We start from the raw sequence: 12181 nt of genomic DNA on the forward strand, positions 1-12181 counted from the left end.
AGCCCGCATGTCGAGATGGGCATCTCAATATGCGGGAGATCCGCGTACCGTTGCGGTCATCGCCCCGCGGAGCAGCGGCTCCGCGGGCCCGTACGCCGCGAAGGGGAACGGACATGCCGAAGCCGCAGGAGAGCGCCGTCTACACGCACGGCCACCACGAGTCGGTGCTGCGCTCGCACACCTGGCGCACCGCCGCCAACTCGGCGGGCTACCTGCTCGGTTCCCTCAGGCCCCACATGCGGATCCTGGACATCGGCTGCGGGCCGGGCACGATCACCGCCGACCTGGCGGCCCTGGTCCCCGACGGCCACGTCACGGGGGTCGACCGCGCGCCGGACGTCCTGGAGCGGGCCCGGGCCACAACGGCCGAACGGGGCCTGCAGAACGTGGACTTCGCGGTCGCCGACGTGCACGCGCTGGACTACCCGGACGACACCTTCTGCGTGGTGCACGCGCACCAGGTCCTCCAGCACGTCGGCGACCCGGTGCAGGCGCTGCGTGAGATGCGCCGGGTCACCCGGCCGGGCGGTCTCGTCGCGGTCCGGGACTCGGACTACTCGGCGATGACCTGGTATCCGCGGTCACCGGGGATGACGGATTGGCAGGACCTCTATCTGCGGGTGGCCCGCGCCAACGGCGGGGAGCCGGACGCGGGACGCCGTCTCAAGTCCTGGGCACTGCGGGCGGGCTTCGGCGACGTCACGGCCACGTCGAGCACCTGGACCTTCGCCACCGCGGAGGAGCGGCGGTGGTGGAGCGGGCTCTGGGCCGACCGCACCCTCGCGTCGGCGTACGCGGAGCGCGCCACGGAGGGTGGTCACGCGACCACGGAGGAGTTGCGGGCCGTCTCCGGGGCGTGGCGCGCCTGGGGCGAGCAGGAGGACGGCTGGTTCGCCGTCCTGCACGGCGAAATTCTCTGCCGCAAGGACGCCTAATTCGCCCACCGCGGGAAACTCGCCGGGCAGGAGGTTCACATCATGGTTCCCATCCTGCTGGTACTGCTTCTGGTGCTGATTCTGTTCGGCGCCGGATTCGCGGTGAAAATTCTCTGGTGGATCGCACTGGCGGTGCTGGTGCTGTGGCTTCTGGGATTCCTGGTCCGCGGTTCGAACGCCTCGGGAGGCCGGGGCCGCTGGTATCGCTGGTAGCCCCGTTCCCGACGCAACCCCCCGACCGCTGCGGCCCCGGCGAGCCTCACTCCCTGGGCAGCAGCGGTCCCAGCGGCCCGAGGTCCAGATTCAGGTCCTCGGGCTTCAGTCCGTAGCGGTCGCGCAGTTCGGCCATCCGCTCGTCCAGCAGCATGAGCGTGAGCCCGATGCGCTCCTCCTGGTCCTCGGACAGGTCTCCCGTGTCGAAGCGGCGCACGGCCTGCCGCTCCATGAGCTGGCGCAGCAGTTCCACGACGGTCAGCACGAGCTTGACGAGGTCGCGCTCGACGGTGTCCGGTTCGAGTTCCAGCCGCTTGCCCCGGGCCGCCTTCGCCCCGGACGCGGCCGGCTGCTCCGCGGGTGCGCCCGGGTCCGCGCCGGAGTCCTCCGCCGCAGCCGGGTCCTGCCCGGCCGTCCCGGCCTCTCCTGCCGTCCCGAAGAGGTCCGCCCCGGCCGGGAAGGCCGGCTCGCCGCCGCGCTCCGGGCCGTTCACAGCGAATCCCGGAAGGGCGAGGGGACCTGCTCGTTCACCGAGCTGATGAGGGCGTTCAGGTCGATGCGGACGAGGTCGACATCGGCGATCCGCAGGGTGATGTCCCCGGTGATGACGACCCCGCCCGCGAGCAGCCGGTCGAGCAGGTCGACCAGCGCGACCTCACGCCGTTCCACGACGGTCACCGGCCCGCCTCCCCCGGCCCGTCGGTGCCGTCCTCCAGACCCGCGAAGGAGTACGCCGCCCAGGGACCGGTGAGTTCCACCCGCAGCCCCGGCTCGTCGTCCTTCGTACGGTCCACGAGTTCGACGAACGCCTCCGAGTCCGCGCGGGGCACGAGATAGGCGGCGTTGAGCACGTTGCGGCCGGACTCCCGGGAGATCGCGGCGTTCTGCGGGGCGTGCAGCCGGCAGTCCTCCGCATGACCGGAGAGGCTGTCGTGCAGCCTGCGCGCGAAGTTCTCGGCCTTCTGCCACATCTCGTCCTGGGACCGGGAGCGCATCCGGCGCTGGCGCAGGTAGTCGCGCCCCGACGCGGGCTTCGCCGACGGCCGGGCCGCCTCGGCGGACTCCGTCTCGGCGTAGACCTTGACGCCCCATTCCACCCGGCCGTCCAGCCGGTCCAGCGTCCGCCGGAACGCGTCCTCGCGCGCCTCCATCATCGTGCGTACGCCGCTGTCGTCCCGGAACACCGTGGCGAGCCGCAGCGGCAGCGGCGTCGTCACGGCGGTGAGCGCGTCGATCACGCTCTGGTGGGCGCGCGCGGTGTCGCTCAGCCAGTCCAGGTCCTCCAGATGGCGGCGCAGGGGTGCCTCGGCGAAGTCCTCCTCCGGCACCGTGCTCACCACGGCGATCAGGCCGTGGTGCGTCAGCAGGCCGGGGGGCGCGCCCGCCACCCCCGTCACATCGGCCTGCAGAGCCGCGTCGAAGGGGCGGCAGACGGCGTAGACGTACCGCAGTCCGCTCATGGTGCTTCCTCCTCCTTGCGCTCCGCGCGTCCCTGCTCCAACTGTTCCATCTCCGCGAGATGGGCGCGCAACTCGGCGTTCTCGCGGGCGAGCTGGTTGTGGTGCGCGCGGGAGGACAGTGCCGGATCGTCCTCCCACCAGTCGATCCCCATCTCCTTCGCCTTGTCGACGGAGGCGACGATGAGCCGGAGCTTGATGGTGAGCAGCTCGATGTCGAGCAGGTTGATCCGGATGTCACCCGCGATCACGATGCCTTTGTCGAGCACCCGCTCCAGGATGTCGGCGAGGTTGGCGCCACCGCCCTGTCCGTACGGCTCAGGGATGCGACCGGGCGTGGTCATCGGCGACTCCCGCTGACGGCCGGCTCTTCCTCTTCCTCGTACTCACCCTCCGGCTCGTCCTCGTCGACGTACTCGGCCTCCGGCTCCTCCTCGTCGACGTACTCGCTCTCGGGCTCGCCCTCGGTCTCCTCCTCGGGCTCGAGCTCCTCCTCGTCCGCGTAGGACTCCTCGGGCTCGTCCGCCTCCTCGGCCTCGGCCTCGGCGTCCGTGTCCTCGTGGTCCGCCTCTTCCTCGTCGCCCTCGTACTCGTCCTCGGGGGCGTCCTCGGACTCGGCCGCGTTCTGCTCCTCCTCGATCGCGTCCTCGTGGCTGCGGACGACCTCGCCGTCGCGGATCTCACCGCGCCAGCCGTCCTCCGCCTCGCCCTTGAGCGTGATGAAGCGGGCGTAGTTCTTCAGGTCGAGCCGTGCCCTGCGGCCCTGGGCACGCCAGATGTTGCCGGTCTTCTCGAACAGACCCTTGGGGTAGTACTCGATGACCAGCAGGACCCGCGTCAGGCTCTCCGCCAGCTCGTGGAAGGTGACGACACCCTTGGTCGTGCCCTTGGCGCCCTCGGACGTCCAGGAGATCCGCTGGTCCGGCACCTGTTCGGTGGTGTGGGCCTTCCAGCTGCGACTGGACCAGAAGACCTTCATCTGCCAGTCCGAGGTGGTGTCGTCGGCGCGGTTCGCGCTCTTGACGCCCTTCGCGAAGGTGCTGAAGTCCTGGAACTGGGTCCACTGGTCGTACGCGTCGCGCAGCGGCACACCGACGTCGATGAACTCGATGATGACGGTGGGCTTCTTGCCGGCGCCGCCCTTGCGCTTGCCCTTGCCGCCGACCATGTTCTTGAACGCGCCGACGACACTGTCCTTGGCGCGCCCGGCACCGAGCTCGACGGCGGACCGCAGCGGGCCCTTGCCCTCGGCCAGCTTGCGGCCGCCGTCCAGGGCCAGCTTGGCGAAGCCGGGGCTGTTGCCCTCGGCTATGTCGTTGAGCTTGACCGTCGTCTGGCCGAGCTTCTGGCCGAGGCCGACGAGCATCCGCTGCGCCTGCGCCGCCAGATACTCCTGGACCTCCGCCTTCAGCCGGTCGGCCGCCTCGCTCTGCACGACCGAGGTGACCGGGTTGTCCTTGGCCTTCTTCGTCGCGGATCCGAGTACGTCAGCCATCGTCGCGGCCTCCCTCCGACTGCCGGGACCGCGGGACGCGGCGTGCGGCGGTCTTCGTGGCGGCCGTCTTCTTGGCGGGCGCCTTCCGGGCCGCCGCGGCGGTCTTCTTGGCCGGGGCCTTCCTGGCGGCACCCTGCTTCTCCGCCGCCTTCTTGGCCGTGGCCTTCTTCGCCGGGGCCTTCTTGCGCGGACGCGGCTTCTCCTCGGCGGACTCCCGCTCCGGGGTCTCGTCCTCGTGCTCGTCCTCGTCCTGCTCCGGCTCGTCGTCGTACCGGTCCTCGGCGTCGTCCTCGTCGTCGTGGCGTCCCGGCACGTCCGGGGTGACCCCCGCGAGCTGGTTCCTGACGTCCGCGGTACGGCCGTGCAGCCGGTTGGCGAGACCCGAGATCTGCCGCTCCACCAGTGCGCCGGAGGCGGCCTTGCCGACACCGCGCAGGTCGGTGCGGAGCTGGTCGTTGAGCTCCTTGAACGCCGGGTTGTTGAGCAGCTGCTTGGACACCACGTCCGCGAGCGCCTTCGGACTCAGTTGCATCCGTTTGCCCGCCACCAGGGTGCCGACCGCGAAGGCCAGCTTCATCTTCTTGGTACGCCCGAGGACGTACCCGGCCCCTACGGCGAGGCCCAGTCCTACTCTGTTCATCCTGTCGTCCCGTTCTCGGGCCTGGGGCCGCCTGTGCCCAGGCTGGCTTCGAGGCGGTCCAGCAGGACGTCCTCCTGCTGGTCGAACTCTTCGTCGGTGATCTCGCCGGCCTCCAACTTTGCTTCGAGCTGGGCGAGTTCGGCGCGGATCGCTGACGGGTCGTAGTACTGGCGCTCGGCCTCGGCCACCACCTGCTTCATCGCCCAGAGGCTGCCGCGCACGGGTGCGAACGGCAGCATCAGCACCTCGCCGATGAGTCCCATGGGACTACTCGCCGCCCGCCTGTGCGCCCTGCGTGATGCCGGTCGCCGGCGCGGAGGGGCCGGGCTCCACGAAGCTGTACGGCGGGAGCGGGCCGTTGACGCGCAGCTCCAGATGCGGCTGCCCGCCGCGGATCTGGTCGACGGCGGCGAGGAACGTGTCGGCCGACTTGTGGTCCACCAGGAACGACAGGTTGGCCAGCCACCCGGTGGATTCGGGACCCTCGCTGACCGCCTCGGCGGCCGGTTCGAGCGTGCGCCGGAGCCCCTGGGCGTCCTCGGCCTCGCGGGCCTGCAGCGCGGCCACGACCATCTCGCCGAGCCGCATCTTGTCCTCGTGCGTGCCGCCGCCCGCCTGCCGGTTGGCCTCGGTGAGGGCGCGGATGTCGGGGTTCTCCCCCATCACGCGGTGCAGGACGGCCTCTTCGTCGTGGCTGGCCTTGACGTTGTACTCGACCTTGCCCGCCAGCGCCTTCAGGCGCTCCTGGTAGTGCTCCGCACGCTCGGCCAGCACGGAGACGACGGCCTGGTCGTCGGCGGCGATGCTGCCGAAGCGCATGGGCAGCACCGTGCCGCCCTCGCCCGCCTCGCTCAGGACGTTCTGGTGGGCGAGCAGGTCCCTGCGCTTGGGCCGCAGACCCTCGGGGGCGTCGCTGACGATGGCCGCCAGGTCGCCCTCCTTCAGGATGCGTACGGACCGTGCCGGCTGACCCACTCCGTCGATGCCGTCGGGAAGCGAGGGGTGCGTTCCCTCGGCGATGCCGTAGACGTACGTGCTCACTCCTGCTCCTCCTTCCGGCGCGAAGCCGCGGTCTTACGGGTACGGGGCCGGGACTCGGTCTGGCCCTCTTCGCGGGCCTGCTTGAAGGCGCCCGATATGGTCTCGGCGGCGCCGGACAGGGCGCCCTTGGTCTTGCCGCGCGCGCCGTTCTCGGTGAGTTCGCCCATCAGGTCGGGCAGTCCGGGGTTCTTGTGCGGGCCCGCTTCCAGGTCGAGGCGGTTGCACGCCTCGGCGAAACGCAGATAGGTGTCGACGCTCGCGATGACCACACGTACGTCGATCTTCAGAATCTCGATACCGACGAGGGAGACTCGCACGAAGGCGTCAATGACGATACCTCGGTCAAGAACGAGTTCCAGGACGTCGTAGAGGCCACTGGTGCCCCCCGATCCGCCGCCTTGCTGTGCCGGGACAACGGTCATACCGTCCGGTCCTCCTTAGTCTGTGAGTTTCTCCGCGGGAAGAGGCGGTGCCTAGCGGCCGCCGGGCCTGCGCTCGGCCCGTCCGCGCTCGTAGCGGCGGACGCGGCGATAGCCGGTGAGCTCTCCGTCGTCGTCGAGCTCCACCTGATAGGTCGCCAGCAGGCTCATCGTGTCCGGGATCTTGGCCAGTTCCAGGACCTCGACCTCCAACGCCCAACCGTCATCGGTGCGTTCGAAGGACGAGACGGACTCGGCCACCATGCCCGTGAGCTCCTGGAGCTGGTCGCGCGCGTGGCGCAGCACCTCCATCGGCTTCGGCTGGCTGTCCGCCTTGCCGCTCTCCTTGCTGCTTCCCTTGCTCTGGGAAGAGTTCTGTGAACTCTGTGATCTGGATGTGTTCGATGTGTTCGTCATGGCCACCTCGAACACCGGGTGCTCGCTCGTTCCTTGGCCAAACCTCGCGGAGGTCGGGACTCAGCCACGCAGCGCGTCGAGGCGGCGCCTGGCCGGGCCGAGCGCGCGACCGTGGCTCATCAGGCCGGCCCACGGGTTGGTGCGGGCCTGCTCGACGGCGTCGGCGATGGTCCAGCGGCGCGCGTGCAGGCGCCGGTCGTCGAGCTGGCCCCAGGAGATGGGCACGGCGACGGGCGCCCCGGGCTTGGCCCGCACCGTGAAGGGGGCGACGGCGGTCTGGGCGTAGCCGTTGCGCTGGACGTCCAGGTAGAGGCGGTCGCCGCGCTCCTTCTTGCGGGCGGCGGTGGTGAACCGGTCGGGATGGCGGTCGGCGAGCGCGTCGGCGGCGTCCTTGGCGAACGCGCGCACCTCGTCGAAGTCGTGACGCCCGTTCAGGGGCACCACGATGTGAAGGCCCCGCGAGCCGGTCGTCATCAGCGCGGACGGCAGCTTCAGCTCGTCCAGCAACTCGCCCAGCAGGAGGGCAGCTTCACGCACCACGGCGAAGTCGTCCGTGCTGGGGTCCAGGTCGAAGACCATGCGGTCGGGCCGGTCGGCGGTGTCGGCCCGGGACAGCCAGCGGTGCAGGGTGATGCCGGCCTGGTCGGCGAGGTAGACCAGGGTGGCGGCGTCGTCGCACACGGGGTGGAGGACGGTGCCGCCCTCCTTGGGCACCTCGACCCGCCGGATCCACTCCGGGTAGTGGTCCGGGGTGTTCTTCTGCATGAACGTGGGGCCGCCCAGCCCGTCCGGCCAGCGCTCCAGCATCAGCGGGCGGCCCCGCAGATGGGGCAGCATGAAGGGGGCGACCGACCGGTAGTACCCGATCAGGTCGTCCTTGGTGTACTCCGTGCCGCCCCCGTCCGCCGGGAACAGCACCTTCTCCGGGCGGTGGATCTCCACGGTGCGGCGGCCGGCCCGCACCGTCCGTGCGCTGCTCATGGTGGTTCCTCTCCGGTCCGGCCGCGAGGCCCTCGGTGTCCTCAGCGCACGACGGCGTGCTCCACCAGCAGCCGCGCGGCGGCCGCGATCGACTCGGCGTCGATACCGGCGGCGTGCAGCTGCTCCTCGGGGCTCGCCGAGCCCGGCATCGTGCGGACCGCGAGGCGCACCAGCCGCGGGGTGGGCCGGCCGTCCAGGAAGGCGTCGAGCACCGCGTCCCCGATGCCGCCCTCCTCGCGGTGGTCCTCCACGGTGATCAGGCAGCCGGTCTGTTCGGCGGCCTCGCGCAGGGTCTCCCGGTCGACGGGCTTGACCGAGTACAGGTCGATCACCCGGGCCTGGATGCCTTCGGCGTCGAGCAACTCGGCCGCTGCCAGGGCCTCGTGGACGGTGACGCCCGCGGCCACCAGGGTCAGCCGGTCGTCGCCGGAGGCCCGCAGCACCTTGCTGCCGCCGACGGGGAAGTCCTCGGTGGGGCTGTAGATGACGGGGCTCTCGCCGCGGGAGGTGCGCAGGTAGCGGACGCCGTCGAGGTCGGCCATGGCACCGACGAGCTTGGCCGTCTGGTTGGCGTCGCACGGATAGAGGACGGTCGAGCCGTACACCGAGCGGAACATCGCCAGGTCCTCCAGGCCCATCTGCGAGGGTCCGTCCTGGCCGATGGAGGCGCCCGCGTGCGAGCCGACGACGTTGATGCCGGCGCCGCTGATCGACGCCATCCGGACGAAGTCGTGGGCGCGAGTGAGGAAGGCGGCGAACGTGGAGGCGTACGGCACCCAGTCGCGCGCGGCGAGGCCGACCGCGGCGGCGATCAGCTGCTGTTCGGCGATGTAGCACTCGAAGAAGCGGTCGGGGTGCTCCTTGGCGAAGAACTCGGCGCGCGTCGAGTCGCTGACCTCGCCGTCCAGTGCGACGACGTCGCCCCGGGCGCTGCCCAGCGCGGCGAGCGCCTGTCCGTAGGCGTTGCGGGTGGCGACCTCGTCGCCGATCTCGTAGCGCGGCAGCTCCGGGTGGCCCGACCGCACGGCGTGCAGCATCCGGGCGGCGGGCGGCTGCTGGACCTCGACGTGCAGCTCACGTACGCCGCCGAGTTCGGCGATCGCCTCATCGGCGTCCGGCAGCGGCTTGCCGTGCAGACCCTCCCGGTCCTGCACGGACTCGACGCCCTTGCCCTTGAGGGTGCGCGCGAGGATCACGGTGGGTTGTCCGCTGGTGGACTCCGCCTCCGCGTACGCGCGGTCCACGGCGTCCACGTCATGGCCGTCGACCTCGACGGTGTGCCAGCCGAAGGCCTGGAAGCGGCGGGCGTAGGCGTCCAGGTCGTGGCCGTGCCGGGTGGGGCCGCGCTGGCCGAGCCGGTTGACGTCGACGATCGCGGTCAGGTTGTCGAGGTGTTCGTGCGCGGCGTGCTCGGCGGCCTCCCAGACGGAGCCCTCGGCGAGTTCGCTGTCGCCGCACAGCACCCAGACGCGGTATCCGGTGCGGTCCAGCCGCTTTCCGGCGAGTGCGATGCCCACGCCGACGGGGAGTCCCTGTCCGAGGGAGCCGGTGGCCGTCTCGACCCAGGGCAGCCGGCGGGGGGTGGGGTGCCCTTCGAGGCGGCTGCCGAGCTTGCGGAAGGTCAGCAGCTCGGTGTCGTTGATCGCGCCGGCCGCCTTGTAGGCGGAGTACAGCAGGGGGGAGGCGTGCCCCTTGGAGAGGATGAAGCGGTCGTTGGCGGGGTGCTGGGGGCGCTCGAAGTCGTAGCGCAGATGCTTCGCCAGCAGGACGGCCATCAGGTCGGCCGCGGACATCGAGGAGGTGGGGTGGCCGGAGCCCGCGGCGGCGGCGGCGCGTACGCTGTCGACGCGCAACTGCTGGCCGAGTTCGGTGAGCTGACGGGTGTTCATGAGGTTCCTTCCGGTCGGCTGTCACGCGTGGTGGAGGTGCCGCCCGGCATCCGCGCGAGCTCGGGCGACGAGGTGTCGAGGGGTACCGCCCACGACCGCACGAGGCCGAGCTGGACACCCTGGCGGGGCAGAGCCGCGTCGAGGAGCCAGTCGGCGGCGACGCGGATGCGGTTGCCGGGCATCGCGGCGAGGTGGTAGCCGCGGGTGACGGCGCCCGCGAGGGGACCCGAGAGCGGCACGCCGAGCGGGTTGGCGGCGGCCTCGGCCCCGCCGAGATCGACGGTGAAGCCCAGGTCCCGGTGGCGGTAGGCGCGAGGGTCCCCGGTCCCGAAGGAGGCCGCGACGTTGTGGGCGGCGATCCTGCCCTGCCGCCACGCGTGCTGTGCGGTCATGGGCGTGTACTCGCCGGGCTTGTCCAGGTCCGGTACGGCCGCCGCGTCGCCGCAGGCGAAGACCTCGGGCCGGCCGGGCACCCGGAGGTAGGGGTCGACGAGGAGCCGGCCGCGCTCCATGGGCAGGCCGAGCGCCTCCGCCAGCGGGTCGGGCCGCACGCCGACGCACCAGACCAGGGTCCTGGTGTCCACGAACTCGCCGTCGCTGAGCTGGACCCCGTGCGGGGTGGCCTCCTTCACGGAGGTCCCGGTGCGGACGTCGACGCCGCGCTCCCGCAGGACCCGGTCCGCCGTCCTGGACAGCCGTTCGTCCAGCTCGGGCAGGACGCGGGGGGCGATGTCGAGCAGCAGCCAGCGGGGCCGCCTCCCCTCCGGCAGCGGGCGCCGTCGCACGAGCGCGTCGGTGAGGAGCTGTCCCTGGGCGGCGACCTCGGTCCCGGTGTAGCCGGCGCCGACGACCACGAAGGTGCACCGGGAGTCGGCGGTCTTGGCGTCCTCGGAGGAGGCGGCGAGTTCGACCTGGCGGGTGACGTGGTCGCGCAGGTAGAGCGCCTCGGGCAGGCCGCGGAATCCGTGGGCGTGCTCGGCGACGCCGGGGATGGGCAGCAGCTTGTTGACGCTGCCGGCGGCGAGTACCAGCCGGTCGTACGTCAGCGCGCCGACGCCTCCCTCGGGGTCGCCGTAGTGCACGGTCCGGGCGTCGAGGTCGATGCCGTCGGCCTCGCCCAGCACCAGGCGTACGCCCGGCAGGGTGCCGGTGAGCGAGACGGTGACGCGGCGTGGCTCCAGCACCCCGGCGGCCACCTGCGGCAGCAGGGGCAGATACAGAAAGTAGTCGGTCGGGTTGAGCAGGGTGATCTCCGCCCTGCCGCGGGCCAGCCGGGAGAGGGTGCGGGCGGTCCGGTATCCCGCGAATCCGGCACCGACGATCACGATGCGGGGTCGAGCCACGGTTCGCCTCCGACGTGGTTGCTCGTGGGCTTACCGCGTCCCCCTGGCCGGGGCGGCCAAACGTGGCGGCGGGCGGGGCCGGGGCCAGGTGTACGGGTATCGGCCGCGGCGCACACCGGTAGCGGGCGGGTGTCGGCCGCCGCGCACCGCCGGCGGGCACGTCGGCCGCGGCGCACACCTGCGGCGGGCTCGTCGCTGCTTCCGTCCCGTCCGGTCACCGGCCCCACCGGGGTGGAGTTTCGCGGGGATCCGCGGGGTTACCCGGCCTGTTCCCTTCCCTGAGCAGCCTGTCGCGGAGGTGCCCCCCATGGCCGAGTACGGCTACTTCCTGTCGACCGAGGAGTTCGGTCCCGCCGATCTCGTCGAGCAGGCCCGGATGGCCGAGCAGGCCGGATTCCGCTCCCTGTGGATCTCGGACCACTACCACCCGTGGAACGAGGCGCAGGGGCAGAGCCCGTTCGTGTGGTCGGTGATCGGTGCGCTCTCCGAGGCCGTGTCGCTGCCGATCCAGACGGCGGTCACCTGCCCCACCGTGCGGATCCATCCGGCGGTGCTGGCCCAGGCCGCCGCCACCAGCGCCGTACTGACGGAAGGACGCTTCCGGCTGGGCGTGGGCTCCGGAGAGGCCCTCAACGAGCACATCCTCGGCGATGCCTGGCCGCCCGCGCACGTCCGTCTGGAGATGCTGGAGGAGGCGATCCAGGTGATGCGCAACCTCTTCACCGGCGAGGAGGTCAACCACCACGGCACGCACTACACGGTGGAGAACGCCCGCCTCTACACGGTTCCCGACGAGCCGGTCCCGATCGACATCTCCGGCTTCGGTCCGCAGGCGACCTCACTCGCGGCCCGGGTCGGCGACGGCTACATCACGATGATGCCCGACGAGTCGATGGTGTCCCGGTTCCGCAAGGGCGGCGGGGGCGCCAAGCCGGTGAGCGGCGGCACGAAGGTCTGTTACGGCCAGGACCGGGACGAGGCCGTCCGCACCGTCCACAAGCTCTGGCCCAACCAGTTGCTGCCGGGCGAGATGGGCCAGATCCTGCCCACTCCGCGCCACTTCGAGCAGCTGGAACCGCTGGTCACGGAGGACATGGTCCGGGAGAACACCGTGTGCGGCGACGACGTCGACGAGCACGTGTCGGCCCTGTCCGCGTTCGCGGACGCGGGCTTCGACCACGTCTACGTGAACCAGATCGGCCCCGACCAGCGCGGCTTCTTCGACTTCTACCGCACCAAGGTGCTGCCGCAACTGCAGCAGAACGGCGGCTGACCGCCGTCCCGCACGGGCCCGGACCGGTGGTCCGAGTGCGCCTCAGGGCCGGTGGTCCCACTGCGTCTCAGGATCGGT

At 71.5% G+C, this 12181-nt stretch carries 16 protein-coding genes; 3 read left to right on the forward strand and 13 right to left on the reverse strand.

Annotated features, from left to right (window positions below):
* The first annotated feature begins 113 nt into the window (after nt 1-113).
* Together ACZ4NT_RS16255 and ACZ4NT_RS16260 are read left to right on the forward strand one after the other, a co-directional pair.
* Nucleotides 114-935, forward strand: coding sequence for a class I SAM-dependent methyltransferase (locus tag ACZ4NT_RS16255; protein ID WP_467725881.1), 822 nt, complete (start codon nt 114-116; stop codon nt 933-935).
* 42 nt (nt 936-977) lie between these two features.
* The gene (locus tag ACZ4NT_RS16260) at nt 978-1148 is read left to right on the forward strand and encodes a hydrophobic protein (protein WP_121407057.1); all 171 of its coding nucleotides are present in this window, start codon (nt 978-980) and stop codon (nt 1146-1148) included.
* Nucleotides 1149-1194: 46 nt separating this feature from the next.
* On the opposite strand, the gene ACZ4NT_RS16265 is transcribed toward ACZ4NT_RS16260, so the two are convergent.
* From ACZ4NT_RS16265 to ACZ4NT_RS16325, 13 genes are all read right to left on the reverse strand, one after another.
* Nucleotides 1195-1458 (reverse strand): gas vesicle protein K, encoded by a 264-nt coding sequence (locus ACZ4NT_RS16265; protein WP_121407563.1) that lies wholly within the window; start codon nt 1456-1458, stop codon nt 1195-1197.
* A 179-nt stretch (nt 1459-1637) separates the two neighbouring features.
* Nucleotides 1638-1826, reverse strand: coding sequence for a gas vesicle protein (locus ACZ4NT_RS16270; RefSeq protein WP_121407056.1), 189 nt, complete (start codon nt 1824-1826; stop codon nt 1638-1640).
* Nucleotides 1823-2608, reverse strand: coding sequence for a GvpL/GvpF family gas vesicle protein (locus tag ACZ4NT_RS16275; protein ID WP_121407055.1), 786 nt, complete (start codon nt 2606-2608; stop codon nt 1823-1825). The genes ACZ4NT_RS16270 and ACZ4NT_RS16275 overlap by 4 nt, the downstream gene beginning before the upstream one ends.
* A complete protein-coding gene (locus tag ACZ4NT_RS16280) occupies nt 2605-2949 on the reverse strand; it encodes a gas vesicle protein (RefSeq protein WP_121407054.1) in 345 nt (114 codons plus the stop codon). The genes ACZ4NT_RS16275 and ACZ4NT_RS16280 overlap by 4 nt, the downstream gene beginning before the upstream one ends.
* The gene (locus ACZ4NT_RS16285; protein ID WP_121407053.1) at nt 2946-4100 is read right to left on the reverse strand and encodes an SRPBCC family protein; all 1155 of its coding nucleotides are present in this window, start codon (nt 4098-4100) and stop codon (nt 2946-2948) included. Before ACZ4NT_RS16285 ends, ACZ4NT_RS16280 begins: the two co-directional genes overlap by 4 nt.
* Entirely contained in the window at nt 4093-4740 is a 648-nt protein-coding gene (locus tag ACZ4NT_RS16290) for a DNA primase (protein ID WP_467725884.1), read from the reverse strand. Before ACZ4NT_RS16290 ends, ACZ4NT_RS16285 begins: the two co-directional genes overlap by 8 nt.
* Nucleotides 4737-5003, reverse strand: a complete 267-nt coding sequence (locus ACZ4NT_RS16295; RefSeq protein WP_121407051.1) for a gas vesicle protein GvpG — start codon at nt 5001-5003, stop codon at nt 4737-4739. The genes ACZ4NT_RS16290 and ACZ4NT_RS16295 overlap by 4 nt, the downstream gene beginning before the upstream one ends.
* A 4-nt stretch (nt 5004-5007) precedes the next feature.
* Nucleotides 5008-5781, reverse strand: coding sequence for a GvpL/GvpF family gas vesicle protein (locus ACZ4NT_RS16300; RefSeq protein WP_467725886.1), 774 nt, complete (start codon nt 5779-5781; stop codon nt 5008-5010).
* Nucleotides 5778-6203 carry a gas vesicle structural protein GvpA gene (locus tag ACZ4NT_RS16305; protein WP_121407049.1) on the reverse strand — a complete coding sequence of 142 codons (426 nt, stop codon included), beginning with the start codon at nt 6201-6203 and terminating at the stop codon, nt 5778-5780. The genes ACZ4NT_RS16300 and ACZ4NT_RS16305 overlap by 4 nt, the downstream gene beginning before the upstream one ends.
* 51 nt (nt 6204-6254) lie before the next feature.
* Nucleotides 6255-6617, reverse strand: a complete 363-nt coding sequence (locus ACZ4NT_RS16310) for a gas vesicle protein GvpO (RefSeq protein WP_121407562.1) — start codon at nt 6615-6617, stop codon at nt 6255-6257.
* 60 nt (nt 6618-6677) lie between these two features.
* A complete protein-coding gene (gene ligD / locus ACZ4NT_RS16315; protein WP_121407048.1) occupies nt 6678-7598 on the reverse strand; it encodes a non-homologous end-joining DNA ligase in 921 nt (306 codons plus the stop codon).
* 41 nt (nt 7599-7639) lie between these two features.
* The gene (locus tag ACZ4NT_RS16320; RefSeq protein WP_121407047.1) at nt 7640-9487 is read right to left on the reverse strand and encodes a transketolase; all 1848 of its coding nucleotides are present in this window, start codon (nt 9485-9487) and stop codon (nt 7640-7642) included.
* Complete coding sequence (locus ACZ4NT_RS16325; RefSeq protein WP_121407046.1) at nt 9484-10830, reverse strand: NAD(P)/FAD-dependent oxidoreductase; 1347 nt, start codon at nt 10828-10830, stop codon at nt 9484-9486. The genes ACZ4NT_RS16320 and ACZ4NT_RS16325 overlap by 4 nt, the downstream gene beginning before the upstream one ends.
* A gap of 307 nt (nt 10831-11137) precedes the next feature.
* Between ACZ4NT_RS16325 and ACZ4NT_RS16330 the strand changes: the two genes are divergently transcribed.
* The gene (locus tag ACZ4NT_RS16330) at nt 11138-12103 is read left to right on the forward strand and encodes an LLM class F420-dependent oxidoreductase (protein WP_467725890.1); all 966 of its coding nucleotides are present in this window, start codon (nt 11138-11140) and stop codon (nt 12101-12103) included.
* Nucleotides 12104-12181 lie beyond the last annotated feature (78 nt).

The organism is Streptomyces sp. NPDC026417, from assembly GCF_055567695.1.

Excerpts from the sequence above, each read along its gene's own strand:
- ACZ4NT_RS16310 (WP_121407562.1), bottom strand. The coding sequence starts at position 6,617 with ATGACGAACACATCGAACACATCCAGATCACAGAGTTCACAGAACTCT.
- ACZ4NT_RS16260 (WP_121407057.1), top strand. The coding sequence starts at position 978 with ATGGTTCCCATCCTGCTGGTACTGCTTCTGGTGCTGATTCTGTTCGGC.
- ACZ4NT_RS16290 (WP_467725884.1), bottom strand. The coding sequence starts at position 4,740 with ATGAACAGAGTAGGACTGGGCCTCGCCGTAGGGGCCGGGTACGTCCTC.
- ACZ4NT_RS16295 (WP_121407051.1), bottom strand. The coding sequence starts at position 5,003 with ATGGGACTCATCGGCGAGGTGCTGATGCTGCCGTTCGCACCCGTGCGC.
- ACZ4NT_RS16285 (WP_121407053.1), bottom strand. The coding sequence starts at position 4,100 with ATGGCTGACGTACTCGGATCCGCGACGAAGAAGGCCAAGGACAACCCG.
- ACZ4NT_RS16255 (WP_467725881.1), top strand. The coding sequence starts at position 114 with ATGCCGAAGCCGCAGGAGAGCGCCGTCTACACGCACGGCCACCACGAG.
- ACZ4NT_RS16330 (WP_467725890.1), top strand. The coding sequence starts at position 11,138 with ATGGCCGAGTACGGCTACTTCCTGTCGACCGAGGAGTTCGGTCCCGCC.
- ACZ4NT_RS16320 (WP_121407047.1), bottom strand. The coding sequence starts at position 9,487 with ATGAACACCCGTCAGCTCACCGAACTCGGCCAGCAGTTGCGCGTCGAC.
- ACZ4NT_RS16305 (WP_121407049.1), bottom strand. The coding sequence starts at position 6,203 with ATGACCGTTGTCCCGGCACAGCAAGGCGGCGGATCGGGGGGCACCAGT.
- ligD (WP_121407048.1), bottom strand. The coding sequence starts at position 7,598 with ATGAGCAGCGCACGGACGGTGCGGGCCGGCCGCCGCACCGTGGAGATC.
- ACZ4NT_RS16280 (WP_121407054.1), bottom strand. The coding sequence starts at position 2,949 with ATGACCACGCCCGGTCGCATCCCTGAGCCGTACGGACAGGGCGGTGGC.
- ACZ4NT_RS16275 (WP_121407055.1), bottom strand. The coding sequence starts at position 2,608 with ATGAGCGGACTGCGGTACGTCTACGCCGTCTGCCGCCCCTTCGACGCG.